The organism is Stutzerimonas marianensis (genome assembly GCF_022810315.1).
Classification (GTDB): domain Bacteria; phylum Pseudomonadota; class Gammaproteobacteria; order Pseudomonadales; family Pseudomonadaceae; genus Stutzerimonas; species Stutzerimonas marianensis.
On sequence record NZ_JALGRD010000011.1, the window covers coordinates 93,304 to 114,572 of the forward strand.

Below are 21,269 nucleotides of genomic sequence, written 5' to 3' on the forward strand. Positions count from 1 at the left end.
ATCGGTTTGGATATCTCAGGCACCGTAATTCGTATTGGGACGGAATGGCTCGGCTGTCTAGGCTTTAGCCGGCGCAACGGTGCTACACCGACCTGGCGCCGTGCACCACGCAAAAAACAACAACAATGTCAGGTGAAGCCATGCAACCCAGATTGCTACTCAACGGAATTGCCCTGTCTCTCATGATCAGTACATTCGGCGCCCAAGCGGCAGGTCTGTCCAACCAGCACGGCAGCTTTGGCAAGATGCCGGACGGCACGCCCATCGAGAAATACACCCTGAAAAACAGCCAAGGGGTCGAAGCGGTGGTGATCACCTACGGCGGCGTGCTGCAGTCATTGCTGATACCGGACAAGAACGGCAAGACCGAGGACATCGTGCTCGGCTTCGATGATGTCGATGGCTACATCAAGAACGGCAACGTTTACTTCGGCGCGACTATCGGGCGCTTTGGCAACCGCATTGCCGATGGCCGCTTCGAACTAGACGGCAAGACCTACCAGATCCCACAGAACGACGGCAGCAACGCCCTGCATGGCGGGCCGGAGGGCTTCGACAAACGGGTCTGGAAGGCCAAGCCCGCCGATGAGGACGGCTGGGTCGGTGTCGAGCTGAGCTACGTGTCGCCCGATGGCGAGATGGGCTTTCCAGGCACCATGACCACCCATGTGACCTACAGCCTCAACGAAGAAAACGAGCTGCGCATTCAGTACCGCGCCACTACCGACAAACCCACCGTACTCAACCTGACCAACCACAGCTACTTCAACCTCGCCGGCGCCGGCAGCCCGAGCGTGCTGGATCAGGTCGCGACGCTGCATGCCTCGCGTTATACACCGGTCACCGAGAAGCTCATCCCCACCGGCGAACTGGCCGAGGTGAAGGGCACACCGATGGATTTCCTCCAGCCGACCCGCTTTGGCGAGCACATAAAGGATGATCACGAGCAATTGAAGTTCGCCGAGGCCAAGGCCGGCGGTTTCGATTTCAACTGGGTGCTGGATACCGAAGGCGACCTCAGCAAGTTGGCTACCGAAGTGTACGATCCGGAGTCCGGACGGCGGCTGTTGATGTACACCACCGAGCCCGGTGTGCAGCTCTATACCGGTAATTTCCTCGACGGCAGCATCAAGGGCAAAGGCGGCAAGACCTACTCCCACTGGAGCGCTTTCACCCTCGAAACGCAGCACTACCCGGACTCGCCCAATCAGCCGGACTTCCCGAGCACTCGCCTCGACCCGGGCGAGACCTACACCCAGACCACCATCTACAAGTTTCCCAAGCCCTGATGCAGAAGGCCCCGCAAGGGGCCTTTCTCATCGCCGATCGGTGGGATCCGTCAACCCACCAGCCAATGCTGGCTCACCACTCAGCCACACTGCCATCGGCGTGACGCCAGATCGGGTTGCGCCAGCGATGGCCGATACGCGCCTGCTCCAGCACGTATTCCTCATTGATCTCGATGCCCAACCCCGGCCCGTTCGGAATCGCGACGAAGCCATCCTCGTATTTGAACACCTCGCGATTACTGATGTAGTCGAGCAGATCGTTGCCCTGGTTGTAATGGATGCCCAGGCTCTGTTCCTGAATGAAGGCGTTGTAGCAGACGCCGTCCAGTTGCAGGCACGCCGCCAGGGCAATCGGTCCGAGCGGGCAATGCAGCGCCAGCGCGACGTCGTAGGCCTCGGCCATGCTGGCGATCTTGCGCGTTTCGGTGATGCCGCCGGCATGAGAGGTGTCAGGCTGGATGATGTCGACGTAGCCCTCGGCGAGGATGCGTTTGAAATCCCAGCGCGAGTACAACCGCTCTCCCAGCGCGATGGGTGCGCAGGACAGCGGCGCCAGCTCCTTGAGCGCCTCGTAGTTCTCACTGAGTACCGGTTCCTCGATGAACATCGGCTGATACGCCTCGAGCTCCTTGATCAGAATCTTTGCCATGGGCTTGTGCACGCGGCCGTGAAAATCCACGCCGATGCCGATATTCCTGCCCACCGCATCCCGTACGGCAGCCATGTTCGCCAACACCGCATCGACCTTGGCGTGGCTGTCGACGAACTGCAGCTCCTCGCTGGCGTTCATCTTCACTGCGCTGAAGCCACGCGCCACCGCAGCGCGGGCAGCGTTGGCGGTATCCGCCGGGCGATCACCGCCAATCCAGGAGTACACGCGGATGCGCTCGCGAACACGACCGCCAAGCAACTCGCTGACCGAGACACCCAACGCCTTGCCCTTGATGTCCCACAGTGCCTGATCGATGCCGGCGATGGCACTCATGTGCAGGGGTCCGCCGCGGTAGAAGCCGCCGCGATACATCACCGTCCAGAGGTCTTCGACGTTGCGCGGGTCGCGCCCCACCAGATAATCGGCCAGTTCCTCGACCACCGCGGCGACGCTGTGGGCACGGCCTTCGACAACCGGCTCGCCCCAGCCGGTGATGCCTTCATCGGTTTCGATCTTGAGGAACAGCCAGCGCGGCGGCACCACCAGTGTGGTCAGGCGGGTAATTTTCATCGCAAGGTCTCTCGCAAGGAAGTGATCAGGGCATCGCCGCTTGGCGGGCCTGGATGAAGGCATGCGCCCGGCGGCCGACTTCGTCAGCAGGCAACCCTGGCGAATAGAGTGCTGAGCCAAGGCCGAAACCGGCCGCCCCGGCCTGTAGATAAGGCGCCATGTTCTGCGGCGTGATCCCGCCCACCGGCAGCAGCGCCGTGCCGGTGGGCAGGACGGCCAGCCAGGCTTTGATGGCGCTGATACCCACCTGCTCGGCAGGAAATAACTTGAGGGCGTCGGCCCCGGCTGCGAGGGCAGCAAAGGCTTCGGTGGGCGTGGCGACACCGGGAGTGAGATAGAGTCCCGCCTCCTTGGCCGCGTGCAACACCGCCTCATCGCAGTGCGGCATGACGATCAGCTGCCCGCCAGCGTCCTTCACCGCTTGCACCTGCTGCGCTGAAAGCACCGTACCGGCGCCGACCAGGCAGTCCTCGGGCAGGGTATTGCGCAGGATCTCGATGCTGCGCAGCGGCTGCGGCGAATTGAGCGGCACCTCGATGATCCTTATGCCGGCGGCATAGAGCGCACTGCCAACCGACTCGGCCTCCTCGGGGCGCAGGCCTCGGAGGATCGCGACCAGCCCGTTAATGGCGAGCGTGCGGTGAAACATATGATTCTCCTGCTGTATCGGTGGCGACCAGGCCGGCGCCGGCGGCAACCTTCCAGAGCCCGGCGGTTGTGGCCTCGGGTGCGAAGCGCAACGACTCGAAGCCGCAATACTCGAGCGCCCAGAGGTAGCGAGCACACAGGGTCGAATTACCGACAAGGACGATGGGCTGCGATGGCGGCACCTGCAGCATCGCGCTCATGGCGGCCAGTTCGTGCCCAATCAACAGCCCCGACAGGTAATCGACCTGGGCTACGCCGCTGAGCTCGCCGGTCAGCACCAGCGTGCGGCTGCTGAAAATCGTCGAAAGCGGGCCGGCCTGCCCTTCGCTCGACTGTGCGACGCGCAGGCCGCGCTCGAAAGCCGCGGCGTTGAAGCTGTCGCTGGGCACCGCTGTGCGACCGAGGATCGTGTGACCGAGCAGCGCCTGATAGACCTCACCGGTCATGAAGGTCTGAAACTGGGTCAACTTGCCGCCGTCGGCCGTGACCCACTTGCTGTGGCTGCCCGGCAGGCCTATGAGTAAAGGCGCGCCATGATCGGTGTCACCGTCGAGCAGGCCGAACACCTGGGTTTCCTCACCGCGCATCACGTCTGGCAGGTCACCGCGTTGAATCACGCCTGGCACCACCCACAGCGGCATGCCACAGGCGCGCTCGATCGCGTGAAGCGACGAGCCCAACTCCTCGGCGCCGAGCGGCACATCGACGTAGCGCGCCTCACCCCACCCCTGGGCACTGCCGATCATGCCGCAGGCGATCATCGGGGCTTCAGGACTGGTCCGTTGCCAGTCGCCGCACGCCTGATCGAGCGCGCGCTCGAAGCCCTCTTCGCTGCCGTCGAGCTGCATGATGCCCAGCGGCAGGCTGCGCTCTTCCAGCGTTTCACCGGCCGCGCCGAGCCAATAGGCACGCAGCGAACTGGTGCCCCAATCGAGCGCAATCAATTGAGTCTTCACGGATTCTCCAGCGCGCCGGCAAGCGGCGCGATTGGGATCAGCGCTGCTTGAGCCGATCGATGATCACCGCCAGCAGCAGGATCGTGCCGCGGATGACGTACTGGTAGAAGGTGTCGATGTTTTTGAGGTTCATCGCGTTCTCGATGATCGCCAGAATCAACACCCCCGCGATCACGTGGCGGATCATGCCGATGCCGCCACTGAGCGATACGCCACCCAGTACGCAGGCTGAGATCACGGTCAGTTCGAACCCCTGCCCGATCATCGGCTGGCCCGAGGTCATCCGAGAGGCCAGCACCACCCCGGCCAGCGCACCGATGAGGCCATGCACGGCAAAGATGATGATCTTGGTGCGATCGACGTTGACCCCGGCCAGCAGCGCCGCCTCCTGATTGCCGCCAATGGCCATGGTGTTGCGGCCATAGGTGGTGTAGTTGAGCAGCCAGCCGAAAAAGGCGAAGCAGACAATGGTGATCAGAATGGGCACCGGCACGCCGAACAGGCTGCCATTGCCGAACAGGAAGAAGTCCTCCTGCATCACCCCAACGGCCTTGCCGTTGGAGAAGATGTAGGCGAGCCCGCGCACGATCTGCATGGTTGCCAGCGTCGCGATCAGCGCATTGATGCGCAGCTTGGCGATCACGATGCCGTTTATCAGCCCCACCACCAGGCCCATCGCCAATGCCGCCGATACGCCGAGAAAGACGCTTTCGGTATCACGCATCACCACGGCCGCCACGACACCAGCGCAGGCGATCACCGAGCCGACCGAAAGATCGAAGTGTCCGGATGCCAGGCAGAACAGCATGGTGCAGGCGGCGATACCAACGGTGGAAATCGCCAGGCCAAGACCACGCATGTTCAGCGGGGAAAGAAAGTTGTCGATGAAGATCGCCGACAGCGCGAAGATGCCGATCGCCGCCAGCAGCATCACCCAGTCATCGAGAAATCGGCGCAGATTCAAGCCCTGTCGCGGCGCAGCCAGGGCGTTTTGTTGAGCAGACATAGAGCACCTCATCATTTTTATTCAGCCGCGCGAGCGCGGTAGTGCCAGTTGCAACAGGCTGGACTCATCGGCCTCATCGCGGGGTAATTCACCGGTCAGCGCGCCCTCGCTCATCACCAGGATGCGATCGGAGATACCGATGACCTCCATCAGGTCACTGGAGACGACGATCACGGCGATACCGCTTGCCGCGAGGTTATGGATGATCTGGTAGATCTCGGCCTTGGCGCCGATGTCGATGCCGCGCGTGGGCTCGTCGAGCAACAGCACTTTCATCGGCATCGACAGCCAGCGCCCCAGAATCACCTTCTGCTGGTTGCCGCCGGAGAGAAATACGATCTGCTGATCCGCCGATGGCGTCTTGATGTTCAAGGCCCGGATCTGCCGGTCGGCGTTCTCACGTTCCCAGCGCCCCTGCACCAGGCAGCGCATGCGAGCATTGCGTCGGCGCGCGCCGATGTTGATGTTCTCCGCCACACTGGCGAGCGGCACGATGCCTTCTTTTTTGCGGTCCTCCGGGCAAAGCAGGATTCCCGACTCGATGGCATCACGCGCCGACTTCAGGTTCAGTGGCTGCCCATCGAGCAGCACCGTACCGGCCTTGTGCGGCGCCAGCCCGGCCAGCAGGCGCAGCAGCTCGGTACGCCCGGCGCCGACCAGGCCGAAAAAGCCCAGCACTTCGCCGCGGCTGACCGAGAAGCTCACCGGTTCCTGCAGCCCGTGACCGAGCAAGCCTTCTACTCGCAGTGCCTCACCGTGATGCTCGCGAGGTCGGTAGTTGTAGATATCCTGAATATCCCGACCGACCATGCAGGTCACCAGCTGGTCGTGGGTCAGTTCGCTCATGTCGTCGAAGGTGCAGACGAACCGGCCGTCCTTGAACACCGTGACGGCATCGCAGATGCGGAAGATCTCTTCCATCCGGTGCGATACGTAAAGCACCACCCGCCCCTCATCGCGCAACCGGCCGATGATGATCATCAACCGCTCGATTTCACGGGAGGACAGGCTGCTGGTGGGCTCATCGAAGGCAATCACGTGGGCATTGCGCGACATCGCCTTGGCAATCTCGACCAGCTGACGCTGACCCAGGGACAGGCTGCCCAGGCGCGCCGCGGGGTCGATTTCATCAGCCAGGCCCTTGAGCAGTTCGCGCGCCTGACGAAGCATCGCGCGACGATTGACCAGCCCGAAGCGCGAAGGCATATGCCCGAGCAGCAGGTTTTCGGCCACGCTCATTTCCGGCACCAGATGCAGCTCCTGGTGAATCACCGCAACCCCGTTGGCGATGCTTTCGCCCGCAGAGCGGAACGCGAACGAACGATCACCGATCTGCAGCTCACCGCTGCTGGGCTGGTAGGCACCACCGAGAATCTTCAGCAGCGTCGACTTGCCGGCGCCGTTTTCGCCCATCAACGCATGCACCGTGCCGGGCCGAGCCACGAAGTTGATGTCCGACAGCGCCCGCACGCCCGGAAAGTTCTTGCCGATGCCATTGAAACGCAGGCTGTCGCCTTCTTTGACTTGCTCAAACATGGAGCGTCTCCACCCTCGCCGGGCAGTGCCCGGTCGATATCTGATGCTGTAAGCGGCCTGAAAAATCAGGCCTCACGCGGCGGAACCGGGCTTATTGCCAGAGTCCGATCTTCTCCAGCTCCTGCTGGAAATTCTCACGCGTGATCAGGGTGACTTCGTCCATGGCGGTGTACTTGGGCGGCTCTTTGCCCTCGGTGACCCACTCGTACATCATCCGCGCAGTCTCGTAGCCCTCGATATGCGGGCTGGGCAGCATCGAGCCGAAGAAACCACTGTTTTCCTTTTTCAGTTCGCCGATGGCGTCGGTGCCGTTGATGCCGATACCAATCACGTTGGCGGCGCTGAAGCCGGCGCTTTCAGTGGCGCGTACGCCGCCCAGTACCGTGTTGTCGTTCATGCCGCCGATGATCAGGTTCTTAGCGCCACGCGGCAGTTTCACGAGGGCCGAGTTGGTGGCGTCCATGCTGCCCGGCACGTCCAGCGTCTTCTGCGGGGCATAAAGAATGTGGTCTTCAGGGAAGCCAGCCTTCTTCAGTGCATCCACCGAACCATCGGTGCGCTTCTTGCCAGTGTCGAGTTCGTTGTAGGTGTTGATCACCGCGTAGGTTTCGTCCCAGTCCCAGCCGCGTTTCTTGGCTTCTTCGGCCATGGCCGCGCCTTGCTTCTGGCCCACTTCGAAGGCCGCCATGCCGAGATAGGGCACGTCCTCCATGAACTCGCCTTTGGCATCGACAAAGCGATCGTCGACGGCCATGACCTTGAGGTCGTTGAGCTTGGATTTGGCGACGATGGCCGGACCTAGTGCGACATCCGGCGGGCAGATGACGAAACCCTTGGCCCCGTTCGCGGCCAGGCTGTCGATGGCAGCGAGGGTTTTTTCACCGTCCGGCACGGCGATCTTGAGCAGGGTGAACCCGTGTTCTTTCGCAGCCTTTTCGGCGAAGGCCCATTCAGTCTGGAACCAGGGTTCTTCGGGCTGTTTCACCAGAAAACCGATCTTGACCTCTTCTTGGGCCAGGGTCGCACCAGCGAAACTCATCGCGCCAACAGTCAGCGCGGCACAGCAAAGAGAACGGATCCCGAGAGACCGGAACATAGCTACCTCCATTGTTCTTATTGAATAGCTTTTTGTTGAATAGCTTTTGCTGACTCGTCAGGGTCCATAACCCTGATCCGTCACCACCGAATGCTTTGCTGGCGGGTTACTGCAGGGCCGCGTGCAGCCCTCTTGAATCGAAACCTCGCTGTTCTCAGTCGTGGTAGAGCACTGAACGTCCGCCATCGATGGTGATGCAGGCGGCGTTAATGAAGGGCGCCTCGTCGGTGGCAAGGAACAGCGCGGTCATCGCCACCTCGATCGGCTGGCCGATGCGCCGCGGCGGATGCATGTCGAAGGCGCGCTGGCGCTCGGCGTGGGGGTCGGCGAAATTGTTCCAGTAATCCACGTTGAGCTGCGTCTCGATGTAGCCCGGCGCGATGGCGTTGACGCGGATGCCCTTGGGCGCATATTCGATGCCCAGCGCGCGGGTCAGGCCGAGCAGGCCATGCTTGGCGACCGGGTAGGGAAAGCAACCGGGAATGATGTTGGTCGAGTGCACCGAGGCGATGTTGATGATGTTGCCGACGCCGCGCTGCACCATGTGCGGCAAGGCCGCCTTGCAACCGAACCAGACGCCGTCCAGATCAATGGCGAAGCAACGCCGCCAGTCTTCTTCGGTCATTTCCAGCGGATCGCGGAATACGTTGACGCCTGCGCAGTTGACCAGCACATCGACGTGGCCGTAGTGCTCGAGTGCCAGACCGACCAGCGCTTCAAGCTCGGCAGGTTTGGTGACATCGGTTTGAAGGGCGCGCACCTCACCGCCCCGCGCTCGCCAGCCGGCGGCAACCCGCTCGGCCTTCTCGCCCTGGATGTCACCGATCACGACCTTGGCCTGCTGCGCCTGGAAGCAGGCCACAATCGCCTCGCCGATGCCCTGGGCACCGCCGGTGACGACCACGACCTTGCCTTTCAGGCGCTCGCCGCGTTGAGGTTCGGGTGTCGGTGGCAATGAAAGCGGTGCAGCCATGTGAACAACTCCTAAGCAGTCAGGGGCCGCAGCGCGGCCGATAAACAGGTCAACCGGCAAAACCTGTACAGGGCAGTCCGACGATGCCGACGTCGGCCGTCAGCACGGCGCCATCCAGGTCATTCGCCGCCTCGCTCGGTGTGGCCGAAGTAACGTACAAATGGGTCAGACTCGGCCCGCCGAATACGCAACTGGTGGGATGGCTGACGGGCAGCTCGACAACGCGATCGAGGCAGCCGTCCGGCGCGAAGCGCAGCAGACAGTGTCCACCCCAGCGTGCATTCCAGACGTAGCCTTCCGAATCCATGGCCGAACCGTCCGGCACGCCGCGTGGATGCGGGCCGGCCCAGGTTTGCCGATCGACCAGTCGCCCATCGTCGGCAATGCCGTGGCTGTATAGCGATTCGTCCAGCGTGTCGCCGCAGATGACGCGGTCGCCCGCCTCGTTCCACAGCAGCGTATTGACGATGCCTAGGTCGCTGAGCAGCTGCGTGACCGAGCCATCCGGGTCGATTCGGAACAGCCCGCCGGAGCGCTGCGTGACTGGAATGTCGCCGCCGTCCTCGGCAATGTTGTTCTGCATGGTTCCGAGCCAGAGCCGCCCCCGGGCATCGCAGCGCGCCTCGTTGGCGCGGTTGCCGGGTGTGGCGTCAGCGACACAGAACCGTGTGGGCTCGGCCTCGCTAGCGCTTGGATCGAGGCGGTACACGCCGCTGGCGAGGGTCAGCAGCGCGTCGCCGCTCGCGCAGGGAATGAAGGCCGATACCGGCTCGGTCAGTTGCCATTGCCGGTAGCCGTCCGGGCCCAGCCGGCAGGCCAGTCGACCGACGATGTCGGCCCAGTAGAGCGTCCGGTCCCGGGCATCCCAGAAAGGGCCCTCGGCCAGCCTGTAGCGTTGTTGCGAGATGGGCAGCCATTGCATGGTCGCACTCCGCTTTGATTATTTTTATGGTGCAGTCTGCTCGCCGCGTGACACCACGAGCTCCGGGTAGTGACGTGAAATGGTCAAAGCCGCACGCTCGATCAGCGTCATGCACGCCCAGACCCCGCGGGCGCTATCGCGACTGGCGATGGCATCGGCAATTTCCTTGTGCAGCGGCAGGGTCAGCCCGAGCTCGTCAGGGACCGTCGAGGACACCTCGAAGGACACCGCCAGCAAGGCGCCCAGCGCCGGCACCATGCGTTCGATGAACTGGTTGTGGCTGGCGGCGAGCACCGCCTCGTGGAACAGTTTGTCGGCACGGTTGTATTCGGTTTTGTCGCCCAGGGAGGCGGCCAGCAGCTGGTAGGCCGCCTGGATTTCGGCGATCTGCTTGGGCGTGGCGCGCTCGCACGCCCAGCGTACGGCGGTCGGCTCAATGGTCCGGCGCAGGTCGATCAGGTCCATCACGAAGCTCTCCGGCAGGCCGTGCTCGGCCAGCCAGCCAACGACCTGGACGTCGAACAGGTTCCAGGAGCGCACCGGCGTCACCCGCGTACCCACCTTCGGCCCGACATCGAGCATGCCCTTGGCCACCAACGTCTTGATCGCCTCGCGGATCACGGTGCGGCTCACGCCCAGCTCTTCGCATAGACCGGCCTCGACCTTCAGCGCCTCGCCCGGCTGGACCTTGCCCGAGGCGATCCAGGACCCCAGCCATTCCACCGTTGCGCTGTGATAGTTGTTCGACATGCGAGCCTCTGTGCCACTGCCCCTGAGCTTACTGAACCCTATCATCATATGATTGGCTGTCAAATTCAGCCGGTGACTTTGTTGGTGAATTCGCCCGAACGGTGTAATGGCCATTCGGCGTTTCGCACACTGGTGCGTGTATCCATAGACACCGATTAACGAATATGGGCGACGCACAGGGTATGGGCGCGATTCAACCAGGCTCGACCGGTTGGTGGGCGCCGCTTCACGACCGGCAGACTTACCGCCGCTCAGATCATACGAATGACCTATGGCATGCGCTTGAATGCCCCGGTTTCGGCTTGCGATCAGGCCAGGCCTCATCGTCTTCCCTCGCGCTCTTATTCGTCTTGTGGCCGAGCGGCCCTTGCATGGCGCTTACTGTAAGAACCGCCAGGCGCACTGCCTAATGACAGCAGCTGATTGAGCGATAACCGTTGCTTATCGGAAGCGAAGCGACCCAACGACATGGGGATAGGCGATAGCTGCAGATCGGAATGAAGCGCGAAGTGCTGCTTCGAGGCGCAGACTCCGGCCGGCTGCCTCGGCGGCAACTCGTGGCCGGGAACCGGTGCAAGTACTCGACCGACTCCCAGCACAGTCGCGAGGTCGCTGGCGGGACATGCCGTAGCGGGTAATTCACGTCCTGCTGCGCCGACAGCAGGTACTGGAGGCCGAGAAACACTAGGATGGCGATCATCCAGTAGTTGAAATGGAGCTGGGCGCGGTTTTTCGACCCGGTTCTCCTTTGGCGCGGCCCCGTCAACCATGCCTGTGCGGCCGCGAGCTTGCCTGAACCCAAATCAGTCATGCCGCGGTTGCCGGCAATCAGAGCCCGCCGCGTACGCCGAGCCCGACGCCCAGCTCCGCCGCGACGGCGAAGGGCAGCAACAGCGTGTCCAGCAGGGCGCTGGCCGGCAGATCGAGCGCGGCATGCTTGGGCGCCACGGCACCGAAGCGATCCAGCGGGCAGCAGCCACCGTTGAGGCTGTACCAGTCCAGACGCGTGCCGGAATAGATGATCGGCGCACCGGGCTTGGCCGCGTCCAGCGTGCGCACCGTGGCGCAGCCACCCAGCACGCTCAGCGTCGTCAGTACCAGCAGCGCCCGACCGATCATCTCAGTCGTCACTGACGATATGGTGCTCGCCCCAGCGCGGCAGCATGTCCTGGGGGATGTTGAGCAGGTTGAGGATGCGCGCGACGACGAAATCCACCAGGTCATCGATGGTCTGCGGCTGGTGATAGAAGCCGGGCGAGGCCGGCAGGATCACCGCGCCCAGGTTCGACAGCTTGAGCATGTTTTCCAGATGAATGCTCGAATAGGGCGCCTCGCGTGGCACCAGAATCAGCTGGCGGCGCTCCTTGAGGGTGACGTCGGCGGCGCGTTCGATCAGGTTGTTGCAGGCGCCGGTGGCGATTGCCGAAAGCGTGCCGGTGGAACAGGGCACCACCACCATCGCCGTCGGTGCGCCGGAGCCGGACGCCGGCGGGGCCATCCAGTCCTCCTTGGCGAACACACGGATCTGCCCGGCGGCGGCACCGGTGTATTCGGAGAGGAAGGCCTGCATGGCCTGCGGCTTGGCCGGCAGCACCACGTCGGTCTCGGTGGCCATCACCAGTTGCGCGGCCTTGGAAATCAGAAAGTGCACCTCGCGGTCTTCCTGGATCAGGCAATCGAGCAGGCGCAGACCGTACTGCGCGCCGGAGGCGCCGGTCATGGCCAAGGTGATGCGTTCCGGTCCGCTCATGAATGTGCTCCCAAAGCTGCTGCGCTTGCTTATGCCGCGTTGAAACCTTATTCGAATGCTCACTTGCACCAGCAAGCTCCGCTTTCTCGCAAGGTTTCGCCTTGCCCAAGCTTCGCTCACGACGCGTTGGAAGCAAATTCGCCCTATCCCAATCTCGTAGGGTGGAAAACCGCGAAGCGTTTTCCACCGTTACATGGCGTTGGCGCTTCGGCCGTAACCTTACGCATGGGAAAGCCTTCGGCGTTTTCCACGCTACGCCAGTGCGGCGGCCAATTGGCTGTGCAACCCACCAAAACCGCCATTGCTCATCACCACCACCTGCGTGCCCGGCGTGGCGTCGGCCTTGACCTTGGCGATGATCGCGTCCAGCGAATCGCAGACCGTGGTCGGCACCGGCGAGCCGGCGACGGTCGCGGCGAGATCCCAGCCAAGGTTGGCCGGTGCGTACCAGATCGCCTGATCGGCCAGCGCCACCGACTCGGCCAGGCCCTCGCGGTGCGCGCCGAGCTTCATCGAGTTCGAACGCGGCTCGACCACCGCGATGATCGGCGTATCGCCGACGCGCTTGCGCAGGCCGTCGAGGGTGGTGGCGATGGCGGTCGGGTGATGGGCGAAGTCGTCATAGATGGTCACGCCATTGACCTCGGCGACCTTCTCCATGCGCCGCTTGACGCTAAGGAATTCGCTCAGCGCCTCGGCGCCCTGCTTCGGCAGCACGCCGACATGCCGTGCCGCCGCCAGTGTCGCCAGCGCATTGTTGACGTTGTGCCGGCCGGTCAGCTCCCACTCCACCACGCCCTGCACCTCGCCGTCGAAGATCACTTCGAAGCGCGAGCCGTCGGCGCTGAGCAGCTTCGCCTGCCACTGGCCGCCGTCGCCGGTGGTCTGCACCGGCGTCCAGCAGCCCATGCCGATGACGCGTTTGAGCGCCGTTTCCGACTCGGGATGGATGATCAGCCCCTCGCCCGGCACGGTGCGCACCAGATGATGGAATTGCCGCTCGATGGCGGCGAGATCCGGGAAGATATCCGCGTGATCGAACTCCAGATTATTCAGGATCGCGGTGCGCGGGCGGTAGTGGACGAATTTGCTGCGCTTGTCGAAGAAGGCGCTGTCGTACTCGTCGGCCTCTACCACGAAGAACGGCGTACCGCCGAGCCGTGCGGAGATGCCGAAGTTCTGCGGCACGCCACCGATGAGAAAGCCCGGGCTCATGCCGGCATGTTCCAGCACCCAGGCCAGCATGCTGCTGGTGGTGGTCTTGCCATGGGTGCCGGCCGCCGCCAGTACCCAGCGACCCTGCAGCACGTGATCGGCCAGCCATTGCGGGCCGGAGACATAGGGCAGCCCCTTGTTCAGCACGTATTCCACTGCCGGGTTGCCACGCGACATGGCATTGCCCACGACCACCAGATCGGGTGCCGGCTCCAGATGCGCCGGCTCGTAGCCCTGCATCAGCTCGATACCCTGAGCCTCGAGCTGCGTGCTCATCGGCGGATAGACGTTGGCATCGGAGCCGGTGACGCGATGGCCGAGTTCCTTGGCCAGCACCGCGAGCGAACCCATGAAGGTGCCGCAGATGCCGAGAATATGGATATGCATTGATGACCTCTGAAAGACGCCGCGCCAGACGGCATGGCCGCGCATTCGACGCTGGAAAACTGCGGCGCAGATTAGCACAGGGGCCGCTGCGGGGCGGTCGCACCGCACGTCGCCTCGCCTGCCGACGAACGGAGCCTGTTCTACGCTGAAAGACAGCAGTCATCACAATTACAAGACCGGAGACTCATCATGCGTTACGCCCATCCCGGCAGCGAAGGCGCTGTCGTTTCCTTCAAATCCCGCTACGGCAACTACATCAACGGCCAGTTCGTCGAGCCGGCCGGCGGTCAGTACTTCACCAACCTTTCCCCGGTCAACGGTCAGCCCATCGCCGAGTTTCCGCGCTCCGACGCCGCCGACATCGAGAAGGCCCTGGACGCCGCCCATGCCGCCGCCGATGCCTGGGGCAAAACCAGCGTGCAGGCGCGTTCGCTGATCCTGTTGCAGATCGCCGACCGCATCGAGCAGAACCTGGAGATGCTCGCCATCACCGAGACCTGGGACAACGGCAAGGCGGTGCGCGAGACGCTCAACGCCGATATCCCGCTGGCCGCCGACCACTTCCGCTACTTCGCCGGCTGCATCCGTGCCCAGGAAGGCACCAGCGCCGAGATCGACGAACACACCGCGGCCTACCATTTCCACGAGCCGCTGGGCGTGGTGGGGCAGATCATCCCGTGGAACTTCCCGATCCTGATGGCCGCCTGGAAGCTCGCCCCGGCGCTGGCCGCTGGGAACTGCGTGGTGCTCAAACCGGCCGAGCAGACCCCGCTGGGCATCAACGTGCTGCTCGAATGCATCGGCGACCTGCTGCCGCCGGGGGTGCTCAACGTGGTGCACGGCTACGGCCGGGAAGCCGGCGAAGCACTGGCCTCGAGCAAGCGCATCGCCAAGATCGCCTTCACCGGCTCCACCCCGGTGGGCTCGCACATCATGAAGCGCGCCGCCGAGCACATCATCCCGAGCACCGTGGAGCTGGGCGGCAAGAGCCCGAACATCTACTTCGAGGACATCATGCAGGCCGAACCGGCCTTCATCGAGAAGGCCGCCGAAGGGCTGGTGCTGGGCTTCTTCAACCAGGGTGAGGTGTGCACCTGCCCGTCCCGCGCACTGGTGCAGGAGTCGATCTACGCGCCCTTCATGGAAGCGGTGATGAAGAAGGTCTCGCAGATCAAGCGCGGCGACCCGCTGGACACCGACACCATGGTCGGCGCCCAGGCCAGCCAGCAGCAGTTCGACAAGATCATGTCCTACCTGGAAATCGCCAAGGGCGAAGGCGCGGAGGTGCTCACCGGCGGCGCAGCGGAGAAACTCGAAGGCTCGCTTGCCACCGGCTATTACATCCAGCCAACCCTGCTCAAGGGCACCAACAAGATGCGCGTGTTCCAGGAGGAGATCTTCGGCCCGGTGATCGGCGTCACCACCTTCAAGGACGAGGCCGAGGCGCTGGCCATCGCCAACGACACCGAGTACGGCCTCGGCGCCGGCGTCTGGACCCGCGACATCAACCGCGCCTACCGCATGGGCCGGGCGATCAAGGCCGGTCGTGTCTGGACCAACTGCTACCACCTCTACCCGGCGCACGCGGCGTTCGGTGGTTACAAGAAGTCGGGCGTCGGTCGCGAGACGCACAAGATGATCCTCGACAGCTATCAGCAGACCAAGAACCTGCTGGTGAGCTACGACATCAATCCGCTGGGCTTCTTCTAGCGAGGTAAACCACGCGCGCCGAAAGAGTGCCCGCCCGCGCCAACTGGCGTCGGGCTGGTGCGCCCCGGGCCGCCTTTGCACCCCTGAATGCCCCCACGCCCCGCAAAGAAGTCGAAGGCACAGCGCTTGCTTCAAAGACCCTGCCGTACCCGAACCCATCAGAGGATGATTCCCATGGCTCTCGAACACAGCAGTGCGACACCCCCAACCCACGCCATCGATTTCGAAGCAGTTGGCAGTACCTATTTCCAGGAACGCGAACTGAAGAAAGGCGCCGCCGGCTGGGTGCTGCTGGTTGGCCTTGGCGTCGCCTATGTGATATCCGGTGACTACGCCGGCTGGAACTTCGGCCTCGCCCAGGGCGGTTGGGGCGGGCTGTTCATCGCCACGCTGCTGATGGCGACCATGTACCTGTGCATGTGCTTCTCGCTGGCCGAGCTGTCCTCGATGGTCCCGACCGCGGGCGGTGGCTACGGTTTTGCCCGCACCGCGTTCGGCCCGCTGGGCGGCTTCCTCACCGGCACGGCGATCCTCATCGAATACGCCATCGCCCCGGCGGCGATCGCCGTGTTCATCGGCGCCTATTGCGAGTCACTGTTCGGCATCGGCGGCTGGATGATCTATCTCGCCTTCTACATCGTCTTCATCGGCATCCATATCTTCGGCGTCGGCGAGGCGCTGAAGCTGATGTTCATCATCACCGCCGTCGCCGCCCTTGCCTTGGCGGTGTTCATCGTCGCCATGGTCCCGCACTTCTCGGTGGACAAGCTGCTGGACATCGCCCCTACCACGGCGGCCGGCGCCAGCAACTTCCTGCCCTACGGCTATGTCGGCATCTGGGCGGCGATTCCCTACGCGATCTGGTTCTTCCTCGCCGTCGAAGGCGTGCCGCTGGCTGCCGAGGAGACCAAGAACCCGCAGCGCGACATGCCCCGCGGACTGATCGGCGCCATGCTGATTCTGGTCGCCTTCGCCGGGCTGATCCTCCTGGTCGGCCCTGGCGGCGCCGGCTCCAGCACCCTGGTGGCATCCGGCAACCCGCTGGTGGAAGCGCTGACCACGGCCTACGGCTCGTCCACCTGGATGAGCGGCTTCGTCAACCTGGTCGGCCTGGCCGGGCTGATCGCCAGCTTCTTCTCGATCATCTACGCCTACTCCCGGCAGATCTTTGCGCTGTCGCGGGCCGGCTACCTGCCGCGCAACCTCTCGCTGACCAACAAGAACAAGGCGCCGGTGCTGGCCCTGGTGATCCCCGGTGTGATCGGCTTCCTGCTGTCGCTGACCGGTCAGGGCGATCTGCTGATCCTCGTCGCGGTGTTCGGCGCGACCATCTCCTACGTGTTGATGATGGCCTCGCACATCGTGCTGCGCCTGCGCCGGCCGGACCTGCATCGCCCGTACCGGACACCCGGCGGCATCGTCACCTCGGGCGTGGCGCTGGTACTGGCCTGCGTCGCGGTCATCGCGGGCTTCCTGGTCGACCCGCGGGTGGTGATCGGCGCCGCGATCATCTACGGGATCTTCATCGCCTATTTCGCGATCTACAGTCGCCACCACTTGGTGGCCGGTACGCCGGAGGAAGAGTTCGCGGCGATCGAGCAGGCCGAGGCGACACTCAAGTAGGGAGAGCAGCCATGACGTACTCGCACAGCGTGGGCGGCACCACCTGGCGCTTCGACGACCTGCGCGAGGTGATGGCCAAGGCCAGTCCGGCGCGCTCCGGCGACCTGCTCGCCGGGGTCGCGGCGGGCAGCGACGCCGAACGCGTGGCGGCGCAGATGTGCCTGGCCGATGTGCCGCTCAGGCGTTTTCTCGAAGAAGCACTGATCCCCTACGAAAGCGATGAAGTCACCCGGTTGATCATCGACAGCCATGACGCCGCCGCCTTCGCTCCGATCAGCCACCTGACCGTGGGCGATTTCCGCAACTGGCTGCTCGGCGAGGAGGCGGACGAGTCGTCGCTGAAAGCCCTCGCACCGGGGCTGACGCCGGAAATGGTCGCCGCGGTGTCGAAGATCATGCGCGTGCAGGACCTGATCCTGGTCGCGCAGAAGGTCCGCGTCGTCACCCGCTTTCGCAACAGCATCGGCCTGGCCGGACGCATGTCCACCCGACTGCAGCCGAACCATCCCACCGACGACGGCGCCGGCATCGCCGCGAGCATTCTCGACGGCCTGCTCTACGGCAACGGCGACGCGGTGATCGGCATCAACCCGGCCACCGACAGCACCGCCGGCATCTGCGAGCTGCTGAAGATGCTCGACGCGGTGATCAGTCGCTACGAGATCCCGACCCAGGGTTGCATCCTCACCCATGTCACCACCTCCATCGAGGCGATCAACCGCGGCGCGCCGCTGGACCTGGTGTTCCAGTCCATCGCCGGCACCGAGGCGGCCAACGCCAGCTTCGGCATCAACCTGGCAACGCTGCAGGAAGGCTACGAGGCCGGCCTGTCGCAGAAGCGCGGCACCCTCGGCGACAACCTGATGTATTTCGAGACCGGCCAGGGCAGCGCGCTCTCGGCCAACGCCCATCACGGTGTCGATCAGCAGACCTGCGAAGCCCGCGCCTACGCCGTCGCGCGCCGCTACAAGCCGCTGCTGGTGAATACCGTGGTCGGCTTCATCGGCCCGGAATACCTCTACAACGGCAAGCAGATCATCCGCGCCGGGCTGGAGGACCACTTCTGCGGCAAGCTGCTCGGCGTGCCCATGGGTTGCGACATCTGCTACACCAACCACGCCGAAGCCGACCAGGACGACATGGACATGCTGTTGACCCTGCTCGGCACGGCGGGCATCAACTTCATCATGGGCATCCCGGGCTCGGACGACGTGATGCTCAACTACCAGACCACCTCCTTCCACGACGCCCTCTACGTGCGTCAGGTACTTGGCCTGCGGCCCGCGCCGGAGTTCGAGGATTGGCTGGCGAAAATGGACATCCTGCGTCAGGACGGCCGACGGCTGCAGATCGGCGAACAGCTTCCGCCCGTCTTTCGACAGGCCCTGGAGCGGATGGCATGAATCCGCCTGGTCATAGCCGCCCAGCGCTGGCTGGTTCGGCCAGGTGCACCCATCGAATCGCCAGCAAGGACTGGGCGTCCCCCCTTGCTCCTACAGGTGCCGCACGGCCTGTGCTTTGTAGGAGCCAGCTTGCTGGCGATCAAAACCACACGAAGACCTGCAGAAGCGAGCGGGACGCCAAGTCTTTGCGCGCGAATTGAGCTCGCCTACCCTTCGGAGGCCGCCATGCCCGACAAACCCACGACCATCGCCAACCCCTGGGCCCACCTGCGCCAGCTCACTCCAGCACGCATCGCCCTGGGTCGCGCCGGTGCCAGCCTGCCCACCGACGCCCAGCTGGATTTTCAGTTCGCCCACGCCCAGGCACGCGACGCCGTGCACCTGACCCTGGATATCGACGCACTCGCCAAACAACTGCAGGCGAAAGGGTTCAGCACCCTGCACCTGCACAGCGCCGCTGCCGATCGCGGCCTGTATCTGCAACGCCCCGACCTTGGCCGCAAGCTCGACGAAGCCTCCGCCGAACGGCTGACAGAACATGCCGAGCAACACGCTGCGGGCTACGACCTGATCATCGTGATCGCCGATGGCCTGTCGGCGCTTGCCGTGCAACGCCACGCCCTGCCCCTGCTGCAGCGGATCGAAGAACAGATGCATCAGGACGGCTGGAGCCTCGGCCCGATCTGCCTCGTGCAACAAGGGCGAGTCGCATTGGGCGACGAGGTCGGGCAGCGGCTCCAGGCGAGGATGGTCGTCATGCTGCTCGGCGAGCGCCCGGGCCTCAGCTCACCGGACAGCCTTGGCCTCTACTTCACCTACGCCCCCAAGGTCGGACGTACCGATGCCGACCGCAACTGCATCTCCAACATCCGCCTCGAAGGCCTGAGCTACAACCTCGCCGCCCATCGCCTGCTCCACCTGATGCGCGAGGCCTGCCGGCGGCAACTCTCAGGCGTAACGCTGAAAGACGAAGCGGAGATGCTCAGCCTTGATGACGGCTCGCCGAACGTCGGCAACTTCCTGCTGGGCTGAGCACCGGCCGGCTTTGCCTGGCATGGCGTGCAGCCATGGCCCGATCGCCGCGCCTGCGAGGAGACCCGGCCTACGGCGTCAGTGCCCCGTCTGGCTTGCCGGCGATCAAACGGCCGCTTAAGGTTGTCGCCCCCAGGCTGGAAACACCTTCATGTGGTCATTTCGCGACTGGCGCCGCAAGCGCATCCTCGCCCGCCTCGCCATCGAACCATCCCTCTGGCAGCACGTACTCGAGAGCCTGCCGATTCTCGACGGACTGAGCGACGAGGAAACCGAACGCCTGCGTGACCGCAGCCTGCTGTTTCTGCATGCCAAGCGCCTGACAGCCCTGCCTGGCGTCGAGCTGGAACTGGCCGACCGTCTCCGCCTGGCGGCGCAGGCTCAGCTGCCACTGCTGCACCTGCCGGATCTCGACTGGTACCAGGGTTTCCACGAGATCGTCATCTACCCGGACGACTTTCACAGCCCACAGAAGCACCGTGATGCCGCGGGCGTCGAGCATGAGTGGGACGCCGAGCACAGCGGCGAGGCCTGGCTGCAGGGTCCGGTGATCCTGGCCCTGCCCGGCGTACGGGAAAGCGGCGGCTGGGAAGGCTACAACCTGGTCATCCATGAACTCGCGCACAAGCTCGACATGCTCAACGGCGACGCCAACGGCCTGCCACCGCTGCATCGCGAGATGCGCATCGAGCAATGGGCAAGCGCCATGCAGCGCGCCTACGACGGGCTGAATGCCGTACTCGATGCCGACCCGGACGCGCACACCGCGATCGACCCCTACGCTGCCGAGAACCCGGCCGAATTCTTTGCCGTCACCAGCGAATACTTCTTCAGCGCACCCGACGTTCTGAGCAGCGAGCTCCCGGATGTCTACGATCAGCTCAAGCACTTCTATCGACAGGACCCGGCAGCACGCCTGAAACACCTGCAGGACAGCCACCCGGCCTACGCGGAACCTGGCTGACTTCGAGCCGTCGAATGCGCGCGCCACCTGCCAGCGGCGACCCGCCGCAAGCGACATGGCAAAACGCCCGACAGTGCGCCTATAATCGCGCCCACTTTTTTAAGCCCCAGGCCGCGTTGGCCGACCACGGAGCAATGTTCATGAGCTACAGCAAAGTCCCGGCCGGCAAAGACCTGCCAAACGACATCTACGTCGCCATCGAAATCCCGGCCAACCACGCGCCGATCAAGTACGAAATCGATCACGACACCGATTGCCTGTTCGTCGACCGCTTCATGGCCACCCCGATGTTCTACCCGGCCAACTACGGTTTCATTCCGCACACCCTGGCCGATGACGGCGACCCGCTCGACGTGCTGGTCGTGACGCCCTACCCGGTCGCTCCCGGCTCGGTCATCCGCTGCCGTCCGGTGGGCGTGCTGAACATGACCGACGAAGCCGGCGGCGACGCCAAGCTGATCGCCGTCCCGCACGACAAGCTGACCCAGCTGTACAAGGACGTGAAGGAATACACCGACCTGCCGCCGCTGCTGATCGAGCAGATCAAGCACTTCTTCGAGAACTACAAGGATCTCGAGAAGGGCAAGTGGGTCAAGGTCGAAGGCTGGGAAGGCGCCGACGCCGCCCGCGCCGCCATCATCAAAGCTGCCGAGGCTTATCAGAAGTAAGCCGAGGCACTGAAGAAAAGCCGGCCACAAGCCGGCTTTTTTATTGCGCCATGCATTGAGTCAGCTGATGCCGGTGCGGCTCTTCATGGCCCTGGCGGCTGAAGGCCCGACCGTTGTCG

General features: G+C 63.9%; 19 protein-coding genes. 7 read left to right on the plus strand and 12 right to left on the minus strand.

Annotated features, from left to right (window positions below; genetic code table 11):
- Nucleotides 1-140: 140 nt before the first annotated feature.
- Nucleotides 141-1,289, plus strand: a complete 1,149-nt coding sequence (locus MST27_RS18815) for an aldose epimerase family protein (protein WP_243607469.1) — start codon at nt 141-143, stop codon at nt 1,287-1,289.
- Between the two features lie 73 nt (nt 1,290-1,362).
- Here MST27_RS18815 and dgoD read toward each other — a convergent pair whose 3' ends face one another.
- The 12 genes from dgoD to mpl form a co-directional block, all read right to left on the minus strand.
- Entirely contained in the window at nt 1,363-2,511 is a 1,149-nt protein-coding gene (dgoD, locus tag MST27_RS18820) for a galactonate dehydratase (protein ID WP_243607470.1), read from the minus strand.
- 25 nt (nt 2,512-2,536) lie between these two features.
- Nucleotides 2,537-3,160 (minus strand): 2-dehydro-3-deoxy-6-phosphogalactonate aldolase, encoded by a 624-nt coding sequence (locus MST27_RS18825; protein ID WP_243607471.1) that lies wholly within the window; start codon nt 3,158-3,160, stop codon nt 2,537-2,539.
- Nucleotides 3,135-4,115, minus strand: coding sequence for a 2-dehydro-3-deoxygalactonokinase (locus tag MST27_RS18830; protein ID WP_243607472.1), 981 nt, complete (start codon nt 4,113-4,115; stop codon nt 3,135-3,137). The genes MST27_RS18825 and MST27_RS18830 overlap by 26 nt, the downstream gene beginning before the upstream one ends.
- Nucleotides 4,116-4,152: 37 nt before the next feature.
- On the minus strand, nt 4,153-5,121 hold the full coding sequence (gene araH, locus MST27_RS18835; protein WP_167468761.1) for an L-arabinose ABC transporter permease AraH: 969 nt from the start codon (nt 5,119-5,121) through the stop codon (nt 4,153-4,155).
- Nucleotides 5,122-5,142: 21 nt separating this feature from the next.
- Nucleotides 5,143-6,657, minus strand: coding sequence for an L-arabinose ABC transporter ATP-binding protein AraG (gene araG / locus MST27_RS18840; protein WP_243607473.1), 1,515 nt, complete (start codon nt 6,655-6,657; stop codon nt 5,143-5,145).
- A gap of 91 nt (nt 6,658-6,748) precedes the next feature.
- Nucleotides 6,749-7,753, minus strand: coding sequence for a substrate-binding domain-containing protein (locus tag MST27_RS18845; RefSeq protein WP_243607474.1), 1,005 nt, complete (start codon nt 7,751-7,753; stop codon nt 6,749-6,751).
- 154 nt (nt 7,754-7,907) lie between these two features.
- On the minus strand, nt 7,908-8,726 hold the full coding sequence (locus MST27_RS18850; protein ID WP_243607475.1) for an SDR family oxidoreductase: 819 nt from the start codon (nt 8,724-8,726) through the stop codon (nt 7,908-7,910).
- A 49-nt stretch (nt 8,727-8,775) separates the two neighbouring features.
- Nucleotides 8,776-9,648: an SMP-30/gluconolactonase/LRE family protein gene (locus MST27_RS18855; RefSeq protein WP_243607476.1), complete on the minus strand. Its 873-nt coding sequence runs from the start codon at nt 9,646-9,648 to the stop codon at nt 8,776-8,778.
- A gap of 24 nt (nt 9,649-9,672) precedes the next feature.
- Nucleotides 9,673-10,398: a FadR/GntR family transcriptional regulator gene (locus tag MST27_RS18860; RefSeq protein ID WP_243607477.1), complete on the minus strand. Its 726-nt coding sequence runs from the start codon at nt 10,396-10,398 to the stop codon at nt 9,673-9,675.
- Nucleotides 10,399-11,226: 828 nt separating this feature from the next.
- Nucleotides 11,227-11,517 carry a YceK/YidQ family lipoprotein gene (locus MST27_RS18865; RefSeq protein WP_011914691.1) on the minus strand — a complete coding sequence of 97 codons (291 nt, stop codon included), beginning with the start codon at nt 11,515-11,517 and terminating at the stop codon, nt 11,227-11,229.
- Nucleotide 11,518: 1 nt separating this feature from the next.
- Complete coding sequence (ubiX, locus tag MST27_RS18870) at nt 11,519-12,148, minus strand: flavin prenyltransferase UbiX (RefSeq protein ID WP_017246067.1); 630 nt, start codon at nt 12,146-12,148, stop codon at nt 11,519-11,521.
- Between the two features lie 252 nt (nt 12,149-12,400).
- On the minus strand, nt 12,401-13,750 hold the full coding sequence (mpl, locus tag MST27_RS18875) for a UDP-N-acetylmuramate:L-alanyl-gamma-D-glutamyl-meso-diaminopimelate ligase (protein ID WP_243607478.1): 1,350 nt from the start codon (nt 13,748-13,750) through the stop codon (nt 12,401-12,403).
- Nucleotides 13,751-13,939: 189 nt separating this feature from the next.
- On the opposite strand from mpl, the gene exaC reads away from it, so the two are divergent.
- The 6 genes from exaC (at nt 13,940) to ppa (ending at nt 21,150) form a co-directional block, all read left to right on the plus strand.
- Nucleotides 13,940-15,460, plus strand: coding sequence for an acetaldehyde dehydrogenase ExaC (gene exaC / locus MST27_RS18880; protein WP_243607479.1), 1,521 nt, complete (start codon nt 13,940-13,942; stop codon nt 15,458-15,460).
- A 174-nt stretch (nt 15,461-15,634) separates the two neighbouring features.
- Complete coding sequence (gene eat, locus MST27_RS18885) at nt 15,635-17,083, plus strand: ethanolamine permease (protein WP_243607480.1); 1,449 nt, start codon at nt 15,635-15,637, stop codon at nt 17,081-17,083.
- A gap of 11 nt (nt 17,084-17,094) precedes the next feature.
- On the plus strand, nt 17,095-18,486 hold the full coding sequence (locus MST27_RS18890; RefSeq protein WP_243607481.1) for an ethanolamine ammonia-lyase subunit EutB: 1,392 nt from the start codon (nt 17,095-17,097) through the stop codon (nt 18,484-18,486).
- Nucleotides 18,487-18,711: 225 nt separating this feature from the next.
- A complete protein-coding gene (gene eutC / locus MST27_RS18895; RefSeq protein ID WP_243607482.1) occupies nt 18,712-19,518 on the plus strand; it encodes an ethanolamine ammonia-lyase subunit EutC in 807 nt (268 codons plus the stop codon).
- A 151-nt stretch (nt 19,519-19,669) separates the two neighbouring features.
- Nucleotides 19,670-20,482, plus strand: coding sequence for a M90 family metallopeptidase (locus MST27_RS18900; protein WP_243607483.1), 813 nt, complete (start codon nt 19,670-19,672; stop codon nt 20,480-20,482).
- A 140-nt stretch (nt 20,483-20,622) separates the two neighbouring features.
- Complete coding sequence (ppa, locus tag MST27_RS18905) at nt 20,623-21,150, plus strand: inorganic diphosphatase (protein ID WP_003290517.1); 528 nt, start codon at nt 20,623-20,625, stop codon at nt 21,148-21,150.
- Nucleotides 21,151-21,269: the final 119 nt, after the last annotated feature.